The organism is Rheinheimera pleomorphica (assembly GCF_011634895.1).
In the GTDB taxonomy this organism is placed as follows: domain Bacteria; phylum Pseudomonadota; class Gammaproteobacteria; order Enterobacterales; family Alteromonadaceae; genus Alishewanella; species Alishewanella pleomorphica.
The window spans coordinates 1-23108 of the sequence record NZ_SIRR01000004.1 but is presented as its reverse complement, the minus strand read 5'-3'; the positions used below and the strand labels follow the sequence as shown (position 1 = coordinate 23108).

10 protein-coding genes and 1 pseudogene are annotated in these 23108 nt (G+C 48.7%); 9 read left to right on the top strand and 2 right to left on the bottom strand.

The annotated features are described in order from the left end of the window. Positions 1 to 6 precede the first annotated feature (6 nt). From EYB30_RS04800 to EYB30_RS04780, 5 genes are read left to right on the top strand one after another with little or no spacing between them, the layout of a single operon-like run. A complete protein-coding gene (locus EYB30_RS04800; protein ID WP_166837706.1) occupies positions 7 to 3405 on the top strand; it encodes a glycosyltransferase family protein in 3399 nt (1132 codons plus the stop codon). A 3-nt stretch (positions 3406 to 3408) separates the two neighbouring features. Further along, positions 3409 to 5550 carry a glycosyltransferase family protein gene (locus EYB30_RS04795; RefSeq protein ID WP_166837704.1) on the top strand — a complete coding sequence of 714 codons (2142 nt, stop codon included), beginning with the start codon at positions 3409 to 3411 and terminating at the stop codon, positions 5548 to 5550. An 11-nt stretch (positions 5551 to 5561) separates the two neighbouring features. Then, positions 5562 to 7184, top strand: coding sequence for a heparinase II/III family protein (locus EYB30_RS04790; RefSeq protein ID WP_166837702.1), 1623 nt, complete (start codon positions 5562 to 5564; stop codon positions 7182 to 7184). Next, positions 7177 to 8031 (top strand): SGNH/GDSL hydrolase family protein, encoded by an 855-nt coding sequence (locus tag EYB30_RS04785; RefSeq protein WP_166837700.1) that lies wholly within the window; start codon positions 7177 to 7179, stop codon positions 8029 to 8031. The genes EYB30_RS04790 and EYB30_RS04785 overlap by 8 nt, the downstream gene beginning before the upstream one ends. Positions 8032 to 8041: 10 nt before the next feature. Further along, positions 8042 to 8746, top strand: coding sequence for a sulfotransferase family 2 domain-containing protein (locus EYB30_RS04780; RefSeq protein ID WP_166837698.1), 705 nt, complete (start codon positions 8042 to 8044; stop codon positions 8744 to 8746). Positions 8747 to 8796: 50 nt separating this feature from the next. On the opposite strand, the gene EYB30_RS04775 is transcribed toward EYB30_RS04780, so the two are convergent. Both EYB30_RS04775 and EYB30_RS04770 read right to left on the bottom strand, forming a co-directional pair. Then, the gene (locus tag EYB30_RS04775) at positions 8797 to 9351 is read right to left on the bottom strand and encodes a serine O-acetyltransferase (protein ID WP_166837696.1); all 555 of its coding nucleotides are present in this window, start codon (positions 9349 to 9351) and stop codon (positions 8797 to 8799) included. Between the two features lie 89 nt (positions 9352 to 9440). Beyond that, positions 9441 to 9815 carry a hypothetical protein gene (locus EYB30_RS04770; protein ID WP_166837694.1) on the bottom strand — a complete coding sequence of 125 codons (375 nt, stop codon included), beginning with the start codon at positions 9813 to 9815 and terminating at the stop codon, positions 9441 to 9443. A 511-nt stretch (positions 9816 to 10326) separates the two neighbouring features. Here EYB30_RS04770 and EYB30_RS04765 point away from each other — a divergent pair. The 4 genes and pseudogenes from EYB30_RS04765 to EYB30_RS04750 all read left to right on the top strand — a co-directional run. Beyond that, the gene (locus tag EYB30_RS04765) at positions 10327 to 13098 is read left to right on the top strand and encodes an RCC1 domain-containing protein (protein WP_166837692.1); all 2772 of its coding nucleotides are present in this window, start codon (positions 10327 to 10329) and stop codon (positions 13096 to 13098) included. 15 nt (positions 13099 to 13113) lie between these two features. Beyond that, positions 13114 to 16125: an InlB B-repeat-containing protein gene (locus EYB30_RS04760; protein ID WP_166837690.1), complete on the top strand. Its 3012-nt coding sequence runs from the start codon at positions 13114 to 13116 to the stop codon at positions 16123 to 16125. Between the two features lie 1030 nt (positions 16126 to 17155). Beyond that, positions 17156 to 20887: an Lcl domain-containing protein gene (locus EYB30_RS04755; RefSeq protein WP_206674566.1), complete on the top strand. Its 3732-nt coding sequence runs from the start codon at positions 17156 to 17158 to the stop codon at positions 20885 to 20887. A 142-nt stretch (positions 20888 to 21029) separates the two neighbouring features. Then, a pseudogene (locus tag EYB30_RS04750) lies at positions 21030 to 23108 on the top strand (hypothetical protein); the annotation flags it as partial.

Below are 23108 nucleotides of genomic sequence, written 5' to 3'. Positions count from 1 at the left end.
TTTGTTATGACACAGCTTTTAGCAGCAACCCGGCCCAGCTTAAGCATTGCTGGCCGGGTAGCGTATGTGGTTAACCACAGCTTCCCGCACAGCAGCAATGGTTATGCGGTGCGCACCCATGGTGTGGCTGCAGCGCTGGCAGCCAATGGCCATTCGGTGATAGTGATCAACCGCCCGGGCCGGCCCTGGGATATCGCCAGTGCCAAAGTGGCGCGTGCCGATATTGTTTTTCAGCAGGATGGTGTGCAATACCTTTGCCTGCCGAAACCCTCGCAGCACAATTATCCCAGCCAGCCGCAGTGGGCAGAGGCGGCAGCCGATGCACTGGAGCAAGCGTTTCGGGTATATAAACCGGCGGTGGTGGTGGCGGCATCAAACTGGGAAAATGCCGAGCCGGCCATGCTGGCTGCCAAACGGCTTAAACTGCCGTTTTATTACGAAGTACGCGGCTTTTGGGAATTAAGCCGCGCCAGCAGCGACCCTAGCTGGCAGGGCAGTGATGAATATAAGCACGCGGTAGACAAAGAAACCGCCATTGCCTGCGCCGCGGATAAGGTCATCACACTAAACCCGTTAATGCAGCAACAGCTGGTTAAGCGCGGCGTGGCTGCCGACAAAATTATTATACTGCCCAACGGCGTTAACGCCTTACCCCAGCCTGGCAAGCCCGCTAAGCCGGGCGCGGCGCTTAGGGTAGGCTATATTGGCTCTTTTTCTGCCTACGAAGGCCTGGACGATTTACTGCAGGCGGTGGCGTTATTGCGCCAAAGCGGCCTGGCGCTTAGCCTTAATCTGGTCGGATCGGGTAACCAAAGCGGTATTATCAGCAGCAGCGACAGCCGCGCTGCGCAGCAGCTGCAAACCAAAGCAGAGCAACTGGGTATAGCGCAGTGGGTAAGCATCAACCCACGGGTGGCCAACGGAGCGATTGCCGAGTATTACCAGGGTGTCGATCTTATCGTTAACCCCAGGCGCAGCTATCCGGTGACCGAGCTGGTGTCGTCGTTAAAGCCGATTGAAGCCGCCGCTTACGCCAAGCCGGTGCTGTTATCCGATGTGGCGCCAAATAAACAGCTGGCCGAGCAGTGTAGTGCCTTTACCTTGTTTAACAGCGGCGATGTGATTGATCTGGCCGCCAAGCTAAAAGCCCTGCTAACCAATGCTGCTCTGTATCAGCGCTGTGCCGAGCAGGGCGCCAGCTGGGTAGCGCAACAGCGGCTGTTTGCAACCCTGGTTAAGCCACTAAGCCAGCTGCTTTACGACCATAGCCAGCGCAATAAGCAGTTCCGGCTGGGGCAAAGCCAACCTTTGGCGCTGATCAGCAGCGCACCGGTGGTGACAGACAAGGCGGCAGCAAATAGCGCGACAATAAAGGCCGTACCTGCTCAGCCGCAGCCAGCAGCAACAGCGCCGCAGATTAGCGATGCCAGCGCACGCCAGCTAAGTTTGACGCCGCACGGCTACCAGCTGGCGGTGAATAGCGGCAACACCCTGTTTATTTATGCTGCGGCGCAATACCAGCACATTAAAGGCAATAGCCAGCGTAAAGCCGTGGTATTAATTGAGTTTTATGATGCTAAAGGCGACCATATTGTTAACGGTTATGGCAAGCTGGCGTTTTCTAAAGCCTTTAACTCACATTACAAGTACCTGCCTTGTACCCAGGGCAAGGTTAGCGAGATTTACCAGCTTAAAGTACCGGCTAATGCGGTACGGGTAGAGGTAGCCTTTCAGCTGTTTAACACCAGCGCTAACGAGCAGGTTGAACTGTCAGCAGTACGTATCGAGCAGCTGGCAGCCGCCAGAGCGGCACTGCCGGTTGCTACCGCGCCAGCGTTTGTGCCGCCATCCGCGCAGGCTGCGGCCATCAGTATTGCCGGCTGGCCGGCGTATCCGCCAAACGGCAAACCCTATGTGCTGGGTATTATGGACGAGTTTACCACCGGCTGTTTTGAGCAGGACTTAAACCTGATCCAGCCGCGGCCGGATAACTGGTACGGTTTGGCTGAAAAATACCCGCCGCAGCTGTTTTTTATTGAAAGCGCCTGGAAGGGCAATATGGGCAGCTGGCAATACCGGGTGGCGCAATATGCCAATAAACCGGGCCAGGAAGTGGCACAAATTTGTCAGTATGCCAAAGCCAAAGGTATACCAACGCTGTTCTGGAATAAAGAAGACCCGGTGCATCATGACAAATTTATGCAAAGCGCGCGCTTAGCCGATTATATTTTTACCACCGACGCCAATATGATCCCGTCGTACCGGGAAAAAACCGGCAATACCAAGGTGTTTGCCCTGCCGTTTGCTGCCCAGCCAGTGCTGCATAAACCGGCGCCACTAAAGGGGCGTAAAATGCTGTCGTGTTTTGCCGGCAGCTGGTATGGCGACCGCCATGCCGAGCGCGGCCAGGTGATGGGCTGGCTGTTGGATGCCGCCAATAAGCATGGCCTGGAAATTTATGACAGAAACCACGGTACGGGTATTTTTCCGTTTCCGCAGCAGTATCAGCACGGTATTAAAGGCAGCCTGCCGTACAAGGCGCTGTGTGACGAATACAACCGCTATCGCATTTTCTTAAACGTTAACTCGGTAACCGACTCGCCAACCATGTTCTCGCGCCGGGTATTTGAGCTGATGGCCTGTGGTACACCGGTTGTCAGTACCTACGCTAAAGGCATTGAACAGCTGTTTGACTCAGACGCGGTGTGGATGGTGAACAGCCCGCAAGAAGCAGAGCAGGCAATACATACCTTAATGACGGATGACACCGAGTGGCGTCGTCGCAGCCTGGCCGGTATCCGTGAGGTGTTTTCTAAACATACTTATGCCCACCGCTTAAACGATATTTTTGCTACTTTGGGCATTAGCAGCCGCATGCCAACCGATCCGGCCATGCTATTGCTGGCTAAAGCTGATACGGCTGATGAGCTAAGACAACTGCAACAGTTTGCTGCCAGCCAGCAGTATGCCAACTTTACGCTGGCCATTGAATGCAGCCCGGCGCTTAGCGGTGCGGCTATTGCTGCGCGCACTGTGTTATTACAGCCGGGGCAGGGCGGCGCCTGGCTGACACAACAACTGGCCAAGGCCAAAGATGACAGCGCTATGCTGGCAGGCCATTTATCGGCGCAGTGCCGTTACGATGTGCATTACCTGCGTGACTTAGCCAATGCCAGCTTGTATCAACCCGACGCCGCCGGCTGGGCCAAGGCGTTAGGGGATGATTGCTTTGCCTTTAATAGCCCGGCATTGCAGGCGGGCACCCTGTGGCAGGCTGCGCAGTTTGCGCAGCAACATTTACACTGCGACCCGTTACAACCGCTGCAGCAAAGCGACCTATTTGTTGCAGACAGTGACCAGTTTAGCCTGGTTGGCCAGCACTTGGGCCAGGTGGTAGGAGCCTAACGGATGAGCAAAAGAGTATTAATTTGCGCCAATCCGGATCTGAACTTTATCGACGGTTCCTCCATTTGGCTACAAACCATCGCCCTGGCCGTGGCCGCTACCGGTAAGGCCAGTGTGGATTTTATTGCTAAAAGCCGCCCCGAGCGTGCCGAGTTGTTTGCACCGGTACAAGAGTGCGCAGCCATTAATATTATCGACGGCAGTGCAGCAGCGCACTGGCAGGGCAAAAGCTACCGCCGTATTACCCTGCCGATGATGGCTGAGCTGGCAATAAAGCTGCACCAGCAACAGCCGTATGATGTGGTTATTGTGCGCGGCACAGAGATTGCCACCAGTTTACTGGCGCAGCCGCAGCTGCTGGCGCGTTGCTGGCTGTATTTAACCGATATTCCGCAAAGTGTTGAACTGTACAGCCCCGAGCTTAAACAACAAATGCAGCAACTGGCGCAGGGGTGCGGTAAATTGTTGTGCCAGACCAGCGGTTTTAAAGCCTTATGGCAGCAACTGGTGCCCACGTTAGCCAGCGATAAAATCGCCATTTACACGCCGGTCATTCCCGATTTGCCGGCTAAAGTCAGCCGCATTGATCAGCGCCTGGCAACGGCGATATACGCCGGTAAGTTTAAAGGCGACTGGATGACACTGGAAATGGCACAGTGCTGGCGTGATATTCATCGTCAGGTGGTTGGCAGTGAGCTGCTAATGGTGGGCGATAAAATTCATAAAGAGCCAAGCCCGGCCAATTACCACGAGCTAATGCAGCAGGCGCTGGAAAATACCCCCGGCTTAACCTGGCTGGGGGCCCAATCGCGTGACGAGGTACAAAACCTGCTACGCCAGGCCCGGGTGGGCTTATCCTGGCGCGCCGAGTCGATGAATGACACGGTAGAGTATTCGACCAAAATTCTGGAATACGGCGGCGCCGGTTGTGCGGCCATTTTAAACCGCAACAGCCTGCACGAAGCCCTGCTGGGCAAGGATTACCCGTTGTACGCCAACAGCGAGGCCGAGTTTAAACAACAGTTAACCCGCGCGTTAAGCGATACTGTGCTTACCCAGCGCGCTGCTGACATGCTGCGCGAGCTGGCCAAGCGCCATACGTTTAGCAGCCGGGTTAACGAACTAAAGGAATGGTTAAACACAGTGCCAGTTACAACTGCAACCCCAACAAAACGTACCGTGCTGGTAGCCGGGCACGATTTGAAGTTTTTTAGCCTGCTGCAAAGCAAGCTGGCGGCAACAGGCCAGTTTGAATTTATTACCGATCAGTGGCAGGGCCACAATAAGCACGACGAGGCCGCCAGCCGCAAATTGCTGCAACAGGCTGATATTATTTTTTGTGAGTGGTGTCTGGGCAATATCGCCTGGTATTCGCACAATAAGCTGCCACACCAGCGTTTGGTAGCCAGGTTTCATGCCCAGGAAACCCGCGCCGACTATCTTAATAACGTTAACTGGCAGGCCATTGATCATATTACCTTTGTTAGCGAGCATATCCGCCGTGCGGCGATACAGGCTTTCCCAAAGCTGCCGCTGGTTAAAACCTCGGTAATTGCCAATTACCTGGACAGTGACAAATTTACCCCGAAAAAGAAAACCGGCGATGCGCCCTTTACGCTCGGTATGGTGGGGGTAGCCCCTAAAAGCAAGCGGCTGGATAGGGCAATAGATTTACTGGAAGCCTTACTGGCAACCGACAGCCGTTATCAGCTGCGGGTTAAAGGTAAACACCCACTGGAGTACAGCTGGTTGTTAAACCGCCCTGACGAGTTGGCCTACTACCAGCAGTTGTTCGAGCGCATTAACAGTAATCCGCAGCTGCGTTACAAGGTGATATTTGACCCGGCCGGTGACAACGTAAACGACTGGTTTACTATGGTGGGCTATATTTTATCGCCGTCTGAGCACGAGTCGTTTCATATGGCGATAGGCGAGGGTATGTTAACCGGCGCTGTGCCGGTGATCTGGAACTGGGAAGGGGCTAATGAAATTTGGCCGAAAGAGCATGTAGTTTCTTCGCTGGCGGCAGCATCGCAGTTAGTGCTGCAAAGCCATCATGACGTTGCCGCTATACGTGCTAAAGCGTTGGCGATAGCTAATACTGATAAAGTACTGGCTAATTGGACGCAGTTTTTAGCAGGATAAATAATACAAACATGACTGAAAACCTGAACCTCGCCCAGTTGGCACAGCAACTTTCGCCGCAGGCTTTAGCGCAATCAGCTGCCAATGCGGGCAAAAATAAAGCCGAGTATGAGAAGTTAAAACAGGCGTTTTATTCTGCTCAGGTAAATCTTAATAAATTTGCTCCGTCACCTATAGATCTGCGTAGCTTTGCATGGCAACTGGAAGGTAAGGACAGAAATTGGTGGTGGCAGTTACAGGCATTACCCTTTCTTAATTGGTACGTATCCAGTTATCAGCTGCAATCGGCTGAAGAGCAGCAGAGCTTTTTACAATTCTGTCTTTCAGCATTTGAATGCTGGTGTCTAAACGCAGAACACAATGCTAATTCGCCTTTAAACTGGCATGATCATGCCACAGCTTTTCGGCTGCGTAATCTTGTTAATTGGTTTACGCACTGTGTCTATAACCAATTAGATAACGGTTTTGCTAGTGATAAACGGTTGCAGCCTTTCACTGCGTTGTTGAATAAACACTTATGCTGGCTGGCTGAAGATACTAACTATTCTGAGCATACCAACCATGGTTTTGACCAGGCATTGGTTATGTACACGGTCGCGCTTTATTTGCCAAACGCTGGTATGGAACAGTTTCTGCAGCTAGGCAAAAGCAGGTTAATTGCTGAATTAAAGCATGCGTTTACTGACGAAGGTGTACATAAAGAAAATAGCCCGGGCTATCAGAAATTTATGCTGGGCCGAGTGAAAACACTGGTTAATCTTGATTCGTTGGGTGATATTGAAGTTTCAAGCTTGGCCAAAGACTACGTAGAAAAGGCAGAAGCTTTTCTAAAAGCGTTGACACTGCCAAATGGCGAACTTCCGCTAATTGGTGATACGCAGGCTGGTGATAGAGGTATTCTCGATAGAAATGACGGCGTCAGCTTAGAAATATTTGATTATTCTGGTTCTGGCTATGTTGTTATAAAAGGTTTAACTAACGAGAATAAAGCATATTATTTTCTTCTAAAGAACAGTCACCAATCTAATTATCACAGGCACGATGACGACTTAATGCTATATCTCTGGTTTGATGGTGAGGTTATTCTAGGGGATGGCGGTTTATACTCTCATAATGAAAAGTGCGAACTAAGAAAGTTTTTCCGTTCTCACCTTGCTCACAATGTACCGTTTATTAATGAGAAAGCTGTTCGTGATAGAGCAAAATTGTCCGCTCATCCGGAATTATGTATTGATAATACTATCAGTTTGATAAAAGCAACTAGCCATATGTTTGGAGTGAAAATTACCAGAGAAGTTGATTATTCGAATATTCAGGATGGTATTTTGAAGGTAATGGATAATGCCGAATATCTGAATTTGAGCACCAATCATTTTATCGGACCTGATTTCAAGCCGGTGCAATTAGATGTAAATAAGTTTAGATTTGAATCTGATAGAAACTACTGCAGTATAGAATACGAAGAGGCGCTTGGGTTACAGGTAGTAAGCGGTGTTAATCAGAAATCTGAGCACATCAGTATTTATTCCAATCGATATAATGAAAAAATAAGTACTTTTAGGGTAAGTTTTTCTCACGAACGTGGTGCGAATGCAGTAATAGATTTCGGTGCTTTAGGATGCAAAGATGAATAGAGTTATCAGATTAAAAGAGTGGGGCTGCAATAAGAAGACAACGAAAAAGCCTGCTGAAAACCAAATTTTGAATGCTACTCGCGCTCTTGAAGCTAAAGATTATGCTTTAAATACTGACAGTAATGGCTTTATTATTAATAGTGGAAAAATCGAAACAAGAGATAAAAACCTGGTTTTGCTCGGTGACTCTTTTATAGAGTCTCTTTTTGTTGATGAAGACAAACGAATCAATGCAGTTATAGAGAACAATTTCGCTGATTTCAATGTATTAAACGGTGGTTATTCTGGCGCTACGTCATTGCATTTGCTTAATGTAATTACAAATAAAGTTATTCCTCTTAATCCAGATTTTGTTGTAATTTTTGTACCTACCAATGATCAAAGAGTTAAAGCAGTTGAAAATGGGTACTGGAACAAAGATCAGCGTCTTTCTTCAGTCATTCCTAGTGGTAAAGGTGCAGAGTTAGTAGATGATTATCCTGTAACATCTTTTAGTAGCTCTGTCGAAAAAATGCTAGAAGTTATCCACTTTACGTTAAGCATTTATGGAATAAAGCATTGCTTTGGTACGACACCGCATAGGCAAAAACTCGATGAAGAAGATGAATGGTTTAAACTTAAATCGCTAAACCTTAAAAGTTACAGTGTGAAAGTATCACAGAGAAAGCAGGTTAATAGTGTTTGCAGAGCCTTTTGCCTAGAAAAAAAGATAGCACTAATAGATCTTGAGGCTGAGCTTTCAGATTTTAATCATTATTTTTATGACGATCTGCATCTGACAAATCAGTCCAGCCCTATTGTTGGTGACATAATTTCAGATAGACTAAAAAGTCTAGATTTACTTTAAGGATTTAACAGTGAAAATTGAAAAGCCAATTCACGATTTATACAGCCATAGCTATATATCTCTCAAAAATAAGTACTTTTTTCACTCTGTTGGTAAAGCTGCAAACAGCACGGTTAAGCATTTTTTATATTTAGGTGAGGCGAAGGGCACTCGATTCAAATATGAAAATGTGCATGATAGAAGGCTTTCTCCGCTTATTTCTCCATTCCAATTGACTGAAGAACATCTGTTAGAGATATTTAATAGTCAGGATTTTTTTAAATTTACGTTCGTCAGAAATCCATACTCTAGATTACTTTCTTGTTATTTGGATAGAATAGTTCCTAAAAAATCCACTCCTTATAAGGAGCTTGTTCGTTATCTAGAAAAAGATGTCGGCTACGAGGTAAGTTTTCAGGAATTTATTGAAGCAATATGTAAGCAAAGTATTTACGAGCAGAATAATCATTGGCGTGTACAATATTATGATACGATGTCTGATATAGTTAATTACTCTTTCATCGGTAAACAAGAAAGTTTCGCTGAACATATGAGTATTGTTTGGAGTAAAGTCTATCCAAATCTTGCACTTCCAAACTTTGATTCCACAAATTCATCACCTTCTCGAACGAGTTCTGAAAAAAAGATAGATATCTATTGGAATTCTTATTTAATAAATATCGTCAACGAGAAGTACAGGATGGATTTCGAACATTTTAATTACGATATGCGTTAAAGACTTGTGGAATAAAGCCGTAGAGAATTAATTTCTTCGGCTTCATCATTTTATAGGTTGTAAAATTTAATGAACTTCTCTAATTTTTCTTCATTGTTTTTACAGAAAAAATATCCTTGATATCTTTTTATGTTGTCGATTGATATTTTTTTTATGACTTCACCAGGGTTGCCTGCAACAATACTAAGCTCATCTATGTTTCCAGTCACAACACAGTTTGCTCCGATGATTGAGGCATTTCCAATAGTGCAGCTGCCTATGATTTTACTTCCAGTAGCTAAGTAAACATCATTCCCAATACCTCTGCATTTTCCACCTACAGTAACACCTTGGCCAATTAAGCACCTTTGCCCTATCTTTGCATTTTTATGAATGACTACTCCAATGCCCCCGTATGCAAAGCGACTACCTTTCCCTATTGATGCAGATGCTGGAATTACAGAGTTGTGCAGTAAAAAGTTTAACTTTACTAATTTTTCCGCGAGGTCAAACTTTCCAAGTTGGAAATGTTCACTAGATTTTCTATAAATCATCATTGCATTTGGTAATACATTTTCATCAAACTCGGTGTCAAGGAGTTCAATGATTTCATTGAATTTTTTCATATTGTATTATGGTGGAGTGTAGTTTTAATTGTTTATAACTTTGAAGGGGCGCGTAACTAAAATAAAAATATAGTCACGCGCTTAAGATTTTATTGGAAGTCTGCTCTAACAGCTAAACAATAGCCATTATGCTTTCTATTTGTGTCGATGTGGAAACGTACTTGCCTGTTTGTCAACATACCAATTTGTGCTGTTTCGTAAAGTTTTTCACCTACTTCTGCAGCTTGCAGTTCACCAGTACAAGAAAATGAAATATAGCTTGAACCATTCATGCCAGGGCAAGCACCACCTGTAGCCGCATTCGCATTTGCACTTATACGAGCTAAGCAACCACCGAAATTGCTGCCGTCATTTACAGTAACATCTAACACACTAGCCCAAGGTAAACGGACGATCTCAGCATTTGCCGCGCCTGATATTCCCATTACCAGTGCCGCAGCGGCACCTAATAAAATCTTTTTCATAAATCACTCCTTGTTAGTTTTTTTTGCTGCACAGAGTTTAAATATTTTTGTGCTTTATTCAAGCAAAAATTTTAGCCATACAACAGCTTACTGTTAGTACTGTGTTACCAGGCGCCAAGGTGCAGGCTGGCCGGGGTGTTAGTTACTAACATTGCTGCCCCAGGGCACGGTGTAGCATTTCCCTGTGCGGTGCCGTGTTGGTAAAACGGTTTTAGTTATAGCCGAAATAGGTAATTTTGCCAATATATTAAAGCTTACGGGTACAAGTTTATGATTTAAAACTTAAAAAATATTTTAATGCTGTTTTGTTTTAGCTTTTAGAATAATTAGCAGTTTTAAATATATTGCAAAACTGCGCGTAATTTTTTTCGCCTGCTATAGTTGCAGGGTTTGTTAATGTTTTGGGGATAGCCGCAATACCAAAGTTACCCGCACCGTTTAGCCGGGTTAACGTTTATATTTTCCAGCCTTTTGCTGTTTTGTCGACTGGAGCTTTCAGGGAGAAACTCGTATGCGAAGCAGTATCTATGATTATTGTATTTGTTTTGCCGTGGTTATGTTTGTGACACTGCTGGCCGGGCCTGCCCGGGCGGGGGCGCAGCTGGCTATTGGCGATGGCCATATGTGTGCTATTAACGACTATCAGGAACTTAGCTGCTGGGGCACTAATACCCATGGCGCTTTAGGTAACGGTACTAACCAGCGCATGCTGCTACCCGACAAGGTTATCGCCCTGGGCGATAGTGTTAGCCAGGTAGCTACCGGTTTGTACCATAGCTGTGCCCTTAACAGCGCCGGCCAGGTCTATTGCTGGGGCTTTAATGACAACGGCGAGCTGGGGCTTGGCCATTATGACAGCCAGTATGAGCCGGTGGCCGTGCCGGGCCTGGCGGCGCCGGTAAGCCAAATAGCCGCTAACTTAGGTAAAAGCTGCTTTATAGACGGGGGCGGCGGCCTTAGCTGCGTAGGTGCCAATTGGTTTGGCCAGCTGGGCGATGGCAGCGAAGAAACCCGCACTACACCGGTAGCGGTGCAAGGCTTTAGCAGTGGCACCGTGCAGGTGGCTACCGGCGGCTATCATAGCTGTGCACTAAACAGTAGCGGCGCTGTGTATTGCTGGGGTAATAACGCCCTGGGCCAGTTGGGTAATGGCAGCACAGATCAAAGCACTGTGCCGGTGGCCGTGCTGGGGCTGGAGTCTGGCGTGGTGGCCATTAGTGCCGGCCATTTACACAGCTGTGCCTTGCTAAACAGTGGCGCAGTGCGCTGCTGGGGTAATAACAACTTTGGTGAGCTGGGCGATGGCAGTGCCGGTGGCTACAGTGACCTTATTACCAGCGTTAGCGGCTTGCCGGACGATATTGTCAGCGTGCAGGCCGGGCGCTATTTTAGCTGCGCCTTAAGCCAAAGCGGCCAGGTGTATTGCTGGGGCCGCAATGATCTTGGCCAGGTGGGTGACTTATTTGGTGCTTATTATGCCACGGCGCAGCTAAAGCCCGGCTTAAGCGGCACGATAACGCAGTTGGTGGTTAATTATGATAATGCCTGTGCGCTTAATAGCGACAAGGTGCTGGCATGCTGGGGTAAAGGTGATAACGGCCAGCTTGGTGATGGCCAGCTGTTTAACCGCGCGCTGCCGGTTGTTGTGCGTAATTACCCCGAAGCGCCAAAGTTTGATGATATTGCCTTAACCGACAACGGCCGGGTGGCGGTAGGGGCGCAGCATGCCTGTGCGATAGACCGCTTTGGCAGCCTGAAATGCTGGGGCTTGAACACCTCTGGCCAGCTGGGCAATGGCAGTTATGAGCCCGGCCTGGCCGCCACAGCGGTAACGGCGCTGCGTAACAATGTGCGTAAAGTGTCGGCCGGTATTATTACCACCTGCACTATATTACGCGATGGTGCCGCGCATTGCTGGGGCCATAATGAAAGCGGCGATATTGGCGATGGCAGTTACACCACACGCAACCGGCCAACCACGGTAGGGGTGTTTGCCAGCGGCGCGGCAGATATTAGTGCCGGCAACGGCAAGGCCTGCCTGGTAGATGCCGGCGGCCAGCGCCACTGCTGGGGATCAAACTTTGACGGTGGCCTGGGCCTGGCGCTGGATACCGGCCAAAGCCGGTTAACCCCCACGGCGCTAAACGGCGAGCCGGCGCATGCCGCTGCGGTTGAGGTGGGTATGGGCAACCATGCCTGTATGGTACTCAACAGCGGCGCCGTAAATTGCTGGGGTTATAACAGCTATGGTCAGCTTGGCAACAACAGTTATAACCCGACGCTGGCACCGGTGGCGGTAACCGGCTTACCCTTTAATGCCAGCACGGTGACCAGCGGCAGCGCCTTTAGCTGTGCCAGTTTGGTGGATGGCAGTGTCTGGTGCTGGGGCCGCAATAACCGTGGCCAATTGGGCAGCGGCGACTATGCCGATTCGCCAATACCGCTGGCGGTACAAAGCCTGCCTGAAGCCATCAGTAAGGTGGCCGCCGCCAATGAAAGCGTGTGTGCACTGGGCCAGTCTGGCACCCTGTATTGCTGGGGCAGCGATGCGCATGGCCAGTTAGGGCGCGGCGCTTATGTTGGTATTGCCCCTTTGCCGTTGGCGATAGCATCCTTGCCCGGCGCACAAAGTATTATTGACTTTGACGCCGGTACCGCAACGGTGTGCGCATTAACCAGCTTGGATGCTATGTACTGCTGGGGCCGGGGCTGGGGTGGTATTTTAGGTAATGGCGGTAGCAGCGACAGCCCGGCGCCGGTATTGGTAAACGGCTTTTACACAGAGCAGGGGCCTGAGCTGTATATTATTGCCGAGGCTAAACCCAGCGCCGCGGGCAACGTGAGCTGCAGTGCACTTAGCGTAAGCTATGGCGGTAGTGTTAGCTGCAGCGCCCAGCCAAACCCCGGTTACCGCTTTGAGCGCTTTAATTTATGCCCGCAACAAGACTGTAGCCTGAGTGATATTCGCCATGATGTTTTACTGCAGGCATTTTTTAGCGCCGAGCAGTATCAGGTCGGGTTGGGGCCACTGCGTGGCGGCAGTGTTGAGGCCTCGGCACAAACAGTAGGCTATGGCCAGCTACTCACCTACACACTAACCGCTGCAACGGGGTACCGCATACGCCAGCAGGTAGGGGGCACTTGCCCGGCCGGGCAATGGCTGAACGATAACACCTATCAAACCGGTGCCATTACCAGCGCCTGCACGGTGCTGTTTCGCTTTGAACGCATAAAGGCCCGGCGCAAGTTCCCGCTGTGGCTGTTGGCCCCATCGCAGCCGTAAACGAAGGGGGCAGAAATGGCCAGGACAACCTTTTTGGCAATTGTGCTGCTGTACAGCTGCTATTTGTTGGCTGCGCCAGATTATGGCGTGCAGGTGTTTAACGTGCACGCTTTTCAGCGCAGTGACGCCGACGGCGTTTATCAGACCCCAGGCTTTGTCTGGCATAACAATAAGCTGTATTTTTCCGGCAATGAGGGGGTGAATGGCTGGCAGTTATGGGCCTATAACCCTGCCACTAACTCAACTGCCCTGGCTGCCAGGCTGCGCCAGAGCACTAATGCGTTCGGCGTTGATGAATCATCTTACCCTGAAATTGTTCCCTGTGGTGCCGGGCTCTTTATCCGGGCGCTAACGATGAAGGACCCGTTTGGCCCCGCCTATAAGCAGTCTGTGCTTTATATGGAAAACGATAATTTTCAGCAACTGGAATTGCCCGCCAATACGGTTATTACATCTGGCTTGTATTCGGGCAATAACCATGTGCTGTTTTTAAGCTGGAGCGATAACCAAGCCCGCCTGGTGATATTTAATTGCGCCACTAAGCAGCTTAGCATGGTTGATGCGCCGGTTAATATTGAACCCTGGGGCCCGGGCTTTGGTGGCGGCATTGCCATAGCAGGTGAAACGGTTATATATCACGGCAGTTTTGCCAGCAGTAATAATGTGGTTAATACCTTTAATATAAATTCCGGCGTTGTGACATCGGTTTTGCCGGTTAATTCAGCCGGGGTTGAGTTTAATCAGCATCGTTTTATCACTACGCCAGGCGGTGAAGTGCTGCTGTTAAGCACGATGTTTTTTCAGCCAAATGCTGACATTTACCTGGGTAAACTGAATCCGGCTACGGGTAGCGTCGAACCAATAACGGCACCGGCCTTGACGCAGTTACTGGCACAACAGCAGTATTTTAAAGCAGCCAAATATTTTGAGTATCAGGCCCGGCCCGGTATTTTGCTGCAAGCCGGCAGCCCCGCCGGGCTGTGGTTTTTTGATTTATCGTCTTATCAAATCAGCAATCTTGGCCGGCTGTTAATTGACGGCACAGATTACACAAATAATTCAGGCGTGCTGTCAGATATGACAGTGGTGGCAGGCAAGGTTTTTTACCGTCATGGCATCTGGGATCAGGCAGGCCTGGTTAACTTTGACGCCGGGCCAGATGATTTGCTGCCACTGTATCAACGCCAGGGTAATGCAGTAAGTTATGCTGACGGGGCCTGGTATTTTCCTGGCCGTAATGAAAACGGGGTCGAGTTGTGGCGCTACCGGCCGGGTGAGGGCGCTGTGCAGCTGACCGATATTAACACTAGCCCTAAAAGTAGCGCACCGGCTAACTTTACCACCCATAATGGCCGGTTATTTTTTACGGCTAATACAACTGACATCCCTAATGCTGACAACACCTTTGGCCCCAGTTTATTTAAAGTAGAGAGCCCCGACCTGCAGCCTGTACCGCTGCCTGCCATGCCGCTTGGCACCAGCGAACCCGGGGTGCAGCGTGTGTTTAGCCTGCTTGGCCATAACGATAATGTGTTTGTTACAGCGCAGCAGAATGAAACAGACGATATTGTCGTTGGCCTGTTTCATATCCCGGATAATAGCTATAAACAGCTTTATAACATCAGCGTTGAGCCGTTGGATTACCGCAGAGATAAAGAGGTTATCTACGCTTTTATCTATCAGCATAAGTATTATGCGGTATTGAAATATCAGTCGAATGAGCTAAACGATAACGGCTGGGGTTATAAGGTTAAAACCGCGCTGGTTTGGCTGGATGAGGCAGGGCAAACGCAGCTTGCCGTGGACAATATGCAAGCGGATGGTAGCGGGGCGCATCAATTTCATCTGCTGCAGGATGTGCTTTTTTACGAGTCATTTTTCGAAGGCGGCCTGCACCATGGCACTGCGTTGAACCTGATTAACTTAACCAATGGCCAGCGACAGCTTATAGCTGAAGATGCGGCGTTGATTGAACAGCAACAGGTGCCAGTGTGGCAACAACGCTACTATGCGTATAACTGCTTCAATGCCTTGTGTCTGATCGATGTGACCGACGGTAGCCTGTACCAGCTTGAAGGCATGCCATTGCCGCTAATAGACAGCTTTAACCTGGTAGCAGACCGCGCCTACATTACTTACTTTAACAACGGTGCCCGTTATATGCTGGGCTTAGATGAGATGACGCTGGTCAGCTTACCACAAGACTTTGTTACCGATTCTTATGGTCGCCCGGGGCTGGGGGTGCCATTTAATTTGGATGCGAACCAACTGTATGTGCCAGGGCACAGCGGGCGTTGGCAACTTCCGAGCCAGCTGTGGCAAACGCCGTTAAGCGGCTCTGCGGCGGACTTCAGCTTACGTCTGACGTACTACAGTGAAGCAATAGCGGATATTGGTGCAGGTTACCCGCGTTTTGCTGTGCTTAATGGTGATATCTGGACCGAGGTTCAGCGTCAGCCGGGCAGGATTAAAAGTAGTGCTGCGATGTTATATGGCGATAACCCTGACTATGTGAAAATTTCCACTGATTTTAATGGTGCCGGCAGCGTTAGCGCCAGTAACAGCAAAATAACCTGTGGCAGCAACTGCGCGGATTATTTGGCTAAAGGTGCCATAGTGCAGCTTAGTGCGCAGGCCGCTGACGGCTTTAAATTTATGGCCTGGCAGGGCGATTGTCTTGCTGAAGGGGCGCACTGTAGCGTCACAGCAGACAGCGATAAACATATCAGGGCCATTTTTGCGCCCATTCGCTATGACATTGTTATTGAGCAAGATGGCCGCGGTGAGGTAATAGCCAGTACCTCGCAGGTAACCGCAGAGGGGCAAACCGTCACCTTAACGCTAAATCCCTCGCGCGGCTACGCTGTTAAAGCGACTATTACCGGGGATTGCCCCGCCGGGACCTGGCTGGATGAACACACCTACGAAACCGGTATTATTACCCAAAGCTGCAGCCTTGGCGTAACATTTTACCGCAGTAGCCGGCGTAAGTTTCCGCTGTGGTTGTTGGCTGCCTTCGCCGAGTAAACGCTCATCGGCGACTGCTGGCCGTGTAACAGGCAGTCGATTGCGAGCTGAGCTTTGCTATTAAAAACACAGAGCCAAGTCTAACATAGCGCTGTTACTTTACTGATGACGCTATTATTTTTCTGAGCTAATATCATCAGCTGATTAAATAATGTGCTGCTATAGCTTAAAATGCTCAGCCACTTACTGTTTGATAAAGTGTGATTAATCTGTTTGCCATGGAGTGGTTATGGTTAAAAGAATACTTGCCCTGCTTGGGGTTCTTTTTCCTTTATATTGCACGGCTGCTACTTACAATGCCGGTATTGAATCTGTCGGGTTTCAAAACACTGCAGTAACGGCAGGCACTGGTGTGAGCGCCGGGCCTGGGGCAACAATGCGAAACCTGGGGGCTCCGGGGGTTTTCAGGCTCAGATTAGAGGTGTTTAAAAGCGGCAGCAGTACGCCGGTGTTCAGTACTGAGCAGCAAACACCGGTTGAAATTGCTACCAATCATACCTATAGCTTTACTGCAATTTGGGCACCGGCCGAAGCGGCAGAATACCGGGTGCGGGCTACGGTACTAAGCCCCGGCGGTGATGTTTTTGCGGGTAACAGCAGCTATACAAACCCGCGGACCGGGGCCTGGGTAATGTTTAACGCCCAAAGCTACAATGCCGGTATTGAATCTGTCGGGTTTCAAAACACTGCAGTAACGGCAGGCACTGGTGTGAGCGCCGGGCCTGGGGCAACAATGCGAAACCTGGGGGCTCCGGGGGTTTTCAGGCTCAGATTAGAGGTGTTTAAAAGCGGCAGCAGTACGCCGGTGTTCAGTACTGAGCAGCAAACACCGGTTGAAATTGCTACCAATCATACCTATAGCTTTACTGTAATTTGGACACCAACGCAAGCGGCAGAATACCGGGTGCGGGCTACGGTACTAAGCCCCGGCGGTGATGTTTTTGCGGGTAACAGCAGCTATACAAACCCGCGGACCGGTGCCTGGGTAACGTTTAACGCCCAAAGCTACAATGCCGGGGTCGTCTCCTCAGTGCTATCAGACACATTGCTAACAGTGGGGGAATTAACTCGCTCCTATGCTGTTGTTCGTAATTTAGGTGCGACAGGGCTGTTTCGCGTTGAATTGGGCGTTTATGATGCCGATAGTGATGAACTTATCACTTATACCCAGTTTTACCCCCCTGAACTTGCTCCACAGCAGGAGTACACTACACCATCATTTAGTTGGCAGGTTCCGCGGCCAGGCAGGTACTATTTAAGAAGCGAAGTTACAGATATCGGGCAAAATGCGCCTTTTAGCGGCGACGCATCTTACCCTAATCCAAAGCTGAGTAATGTGATGACTGCGATATCGACCGGCGTGTCTTATGATGATGAAGTGGTGATTCGCTATAAAGGACAGGATGTAAAGCTGGGCGTTAAGCTGGCCGAAGTGCAAGCGGTTGAGCGCGGCGATAGGTTTTTAGATTTTAATCTTGGCACCGGGCAAGGCGCACTGCAGTCTATTCATTATGAAAGTGAGTTACCGTTAACGGCAAATGAAATAGCGCGCCTGGCCTGGCTTGCCTGGAAGGATGAACCTCCGGCTGTACATTTGTTGAACCTGCAAGACTTTGGTTATCATATGTTGCCTTTTGACCAGACTGAGTGGCCTATTCCTAATACGGTATATCAGTCACAAAGCAGCTTTAACGCCTTGCTGGAGCAACTTGATGACCCGGTTGAACGTGAGGCTATGTATTATCAAATCTTGTTTGAAGCTGTGACCATGCAGGATTATGTTGGTCGCTTTGGTAAGCGTTGGCACGGTTCAAGTTACAAACACAATATTTATCAAGCGTTGCAGCAAATTTACCCACAATTATCCGAACAAAAGATTGAAGACCTATTAAATCAATTGTTTACTGATATTCAACAAAACACATTGCCATCACGACCCAATGTATTTACTGGTGCCACGGAGTTGTTGCAGGTGGCATCATTTTTAGTCCCCTCCGCAGATCTTGCTGATTTATCAAATTTGACCAATCTGGTGTTAAGTTTAAAAAGTATGGGGGAAGCAGATCAGCAAAAGCAATTTTTATTGGAATCTTTAGCCGGCGTACTAATGCAGGCCTCAGTCTCGTTGCAGTTTGTCCAGTTCCTGGAACAGCAAATAGCGCCGCGTTCCACTGATCCGGCATTACATCTGGCCATAGCAAATTTACGTGACACTATCACCGCTCCGGATGCTTACGCTAAAAAATTAGCGTCATGGGTAAGTAATGTTGACAGCTTTCGAAATGGTATTTTGTCAACCTACGGCTTTGCCTCTAGCCTGGCGCAAGCGAAGTATGCTCACATGCTATATGTGGCAGCGGCAAAAGGTTCTCCAGCTTTGGCAAAAAGTGTCGCTTTGCTGGGCGCTAAATTGGCTATTCCCGGAGCGTTAATATATGCAGGCTTTGAAATTTACCAGTCTGCGGGTTATTACTCTTCCGTGGCGGGTACTGCTGCAGATTATGAGTTGGTAATGTCTGCTAAATTAGCGCTTCTGTTTCAAAGTGCGCGTCAACTATCCGTTACTGAAACCTCCTACACCCAATATCGGATGGCCGATTTATTGTTTTATTCAGTGCAATATCGTGATGTAAATTCGATGATTTATCGTTTATTAGATCAACCCGGGTTATCGGGTTGGGCAGCAAGCTTATTGCCAAATCAGGTGGTTGACAGCTACTTGCAGTGGGCCTGGGGAACTACTGGCGACAACGGTAATGGTGGGAAACTGTCAGATTATGCACAGCAAATGTTTAAATCTTATCCGGCAGAAGAGTGGGTTGTCACCTTATTACCTTATGTCGATGTGCCGGACCCGGCAGTTACCTACCCGCTAACAGTTGAGTTTACAGCCGCAGCTGGCTTTGTTCGCAGTGTTCCCGTTGGTATCACTTGTGGTGAAAGCTGTCAAATGCGCTATTCGCAGAACACCGTAGTGACCTTATATGCTGAAGATAGGGCTGATGCTATTTTTCAATCATGGGGCGGTGCCTGCGCTTTTGCCGGCCAGCAACGGATATGTCAAGTGCAAATGGATCAGGCGCAGCAGGTAACGGTTAACTATGCGGCGCCAGCACAACGTTTTGACTTAGCCATTCAGGTTGCCGGTGTAGCAGGGAAGGTTGCCAGTTACCAATTTAATGAAAGCTGTCTGACAGAATGTCATGTAGAGATGCCGGAACAAACTTATGTCAGTTTGTTTGCTTATGAGTTGGATGGCAGCAATTTTACCGGTTGGTCAGGTGCTTGTAGTGGAGCACAACCATATTGTACTGTCTTAATGGATGCGGATAAAAGTGTCGTGGCGAATTTTGCATTCACTGAGCCAAGGCCGCCTGTTCTGCTGCCGGCGTCAGATATTACCTCTGAAGGCGCCACGCTTAACTGGTATCCAGATGAACGGGCTGAGGGCTATTTGCTAGATGTTTCTACAACAGCAGATTTTAGCCAGAGGTTGCCCAGCTTCGCAGATCTGGATGTTGGTAAGGTCATTAATTACCGGTTAAACGAACTTGATGGCGGCCAAACGTTTTACTTTAGACTTAGGGCTTACAATACGCAGGGACTAAGTGATTACTCTGCAATACAAGCGCTGATCTTACCGCTGTCGCCTCCCGGGGTTATATCAGCAGACACAATCATGCCCGATGGGTTTGTTCTTACCTGGCAAGCGGTGCTGATGGCTGAGGGGTATCTTGTTGATATTTTCACTGATGCAGAATTAACCCAGCCAGTACCAGGTTATCACAACAGGGATGCAGGCAATGTAGTACAGTTTCAGGTCAGTGGCTTAGAAAGTGAAACTATGTACTTTATTCGAGTTCGGGCTTATAACGCTGCCCATGTTAGTGATTACCCACTTGGGACCGTGGTTATTGTTACACTGTCGATGCCCCAGCCTATCGACCCGCGTTATGTGATTAACAGCGATGGCACGGTAACAGATAGCAGCACTGATTTAGTGTGGATGCGTTGCAGTATAGGCCAGCAATGGTATGACGGTAGTTGTGTGGGGGAGAGCGCTATTTTGTCGGCAACGCAGGCGCAGGATTTAGCCCAATCTTTTAGCTTTGCCAATGCGTCAGACTGGCGTTTACCAACAATTGAAGAGTTACAGTCCTTAGTATTTTGCAGCTCACAACTGCCTGCCTATTGGAAAGATAATGCCGATGCCTGTGAGGGCGATTACGAGCAACCAACAATTGATGCCGTCGCCTTTCCCAATCAGCCGGGCTACTTTTGGTCGGCGACGGTAAGTAGCACTGAACCATTTTACCATCGTTGGTTTGTAAACTTTTTTGATGGTGATACTCGCTCTGCCTATGAAGGTAACGGAATGCGCGCTCGTTTTGTGCGAAACAGTCAGGTGGCAATGATTGGTGCACCTGATGCTTTGCCGGCAACGAATATTACCGCTGACCGTTTTACGGCGAACTGGTCGTCGGTAGAAGGCGCAACGGGCTACAGGCTTGATGTTGCGTGGAATGCGGACTTCAGTGAAATGGTTATGGGGTATCATAATCTCGATGTTGGCAATACTACCGCCTATGTTGTTAAAGAATTAAATAGTCAATGGCCGTATTATTACCGCGTCAGAGCTTATAATACATCGCAGATAAGCGGTAGCAGTCCTGAATATATCCAGGTGATAACTGCTGCTAAAAAGCGTGAACGTAGGCGCAATATTTTATTTTTGATTCTGCCGGCAATTGAAAAAAATTGAATGTAGGAAAGGCAAGGCGAACTGAAAAATGAATTTCTCAGCTCGCCATCATTGTGTGGTAGCAACTGCGCGGATTATGTGGCTAAAGGCGCCATAGTGCAGCTCAGTGCACAGGCAGTCGTTTGCAGTTAAGGGAATAGAGATGTTACGGAGTGTTGTCATACTAAGTATGGTTGTATTGCTGCAGATGGTTGCTTTACCGGCCAGTGCTTCTGTAAAAACCGCTATTGATATTTATTCAGTGCAACTGGAGGCATTAGGTTCGGCGGCAAATCAAAGCTCACGGCAGGTTGCTGACAACGCCAGGGGAACTATACGGGCATTGTACGACATTGTTGACCAAGAGATTGGTTATGATGTGAACGACCCGGGTATGTTAATAAGAACCGTAGACGCTATTTACTACAATGACGTTTTTGCCAGCCGCGCGGGCCTGGCAACGTCGCTTCTGGGTATTAGCACAACTATTCAGTCTGCCGAACAAATGCAGCACATTATTGGTCTGGCCAGCCAGGTGCAGAACATTGGTAAAGTGGCGGCACAGCTACATGCTATTACTAAAGACCCTTTGGTATTAACAGATGCGTTAGTTTTGCGTAATAGCCTGGTTGATTTGGCCAGCGGCAACAGAAACTCTGTGTATGAGCTGGATAATCAGCTGACGGTGATTAGGTCTAAAGTGAGTAAAGTAAATGAACTTGCTGATTTTATTGCTGCACTTTACAACCTGGGGCCTGAAACCCTGGAGGCATATCAGCATGCTCAGGCTGCGGTCGCGATTTTAAGATCCTTATATGCACAGGAACAAGCCAATGATATTGCCAGTGGGCAGTGGGCCAAGCTGGTTATCCAGGACATTATTGTTGATATCTGGCAACGTGAGAAGGGTTTAACAGCCGCCAATTTGCACAATATGAGGGCATACCGCAGAGAAACTACGCCCTGTGCCATCTTTGTGCTAGTAGGTTGTCCGGCTGTGCTTGAAGTATCGGCTGCAATGGTTTATCCCGCTGATAGTCAGGATACGCCGGTACAAAGTAGCTTTAATTTAAACCTGGTGCGCAGCCCGGTTGTTGACCGGCCAAATACTTTTATTGTGCATTTACCTGATGATGTTGCCGACGGCAGTCGCTTCGGCCAGGTAGACGCAGTGGAGTTCTGGTTAGATGGCAAAGCGTTATTTGCCCATTATGCTGCTAATGTGTCTGGCGTGCTGGCTGTTGATGGCAGCACAGATCACACAAAAGTGAAAACCTTTGTTTTTAACTTGCAGCCGTATCAGCAGAGTATGTTGGTATCAGCCAGGGTAAGCACCAAAGATGGCAAAAAACATTTTGCTGACGATTTGTTGGTGTTTGAACCCCGACTATCGGCATTAACGGTTTTAGATGTGCCGGCAGAAATAGCGCAGCAGCCACTGCATTTCACTGTGCATGCCTGCGGCGATACGCTGCACAGTGGCTATGTCTTACTTAAAAACCCTGGCATGAGCTGGACATACACTTCAGTATCTTTTAATGGCTATCAGCAAATATCCGGCGATTGTAAAGCGTATAACGTATCTCTGGCAGTACGAGATGTGTTGAATAAGGTGTCCGCTAATCAAACAGTTGAACTGGCTTTTACGGCTGCAGAGCTGACATCAGCTACGACATCTTTGTATGTGGTTGATGCCTTTGACACGGATAATGATGGTTTGCCTGACGACTGGGAGCATCGTTACTTTAACGATTTATCTATGCTGGCCTCTGATGACCCGGATAACGATGGTTTTACCAATCTGCAAGAGTTGTTGCAAGGCACCGATCCCAGCCTGGCAGGTTTGGCTGGGGTAACCGAAATTATTGATATCCGGTTATCAGAGTTTGGCTTTTGCTATTTTAGCGGCCACTTTTCTGCCCATGTAAAGTTAGGCTGCGTTGCCGAGCTTACGTCTGACACGACAATTTATGGCGATTTGTATCTTGCAAGTAGCCTTAACCTGAACGGCTTTACCCTGACAGTAGAGGGTGATCTTATTCAAAGCGCAGGTGTTTTACAGATTAACGAAGGCCAGGTAAAAGTTGCTGGCGATTATCGCCTGCAGCAACGGTTGGAAACCGAAGGCTATGCTGAAAGCACCGGCCAGCTGGTCATGACCTATGACGCTGATTATGTGCTGGTGCAGGGCGATTTTGTGATGCAAAGCCGCAGCAGTCATGATGGGCAACTGACGGCAGGG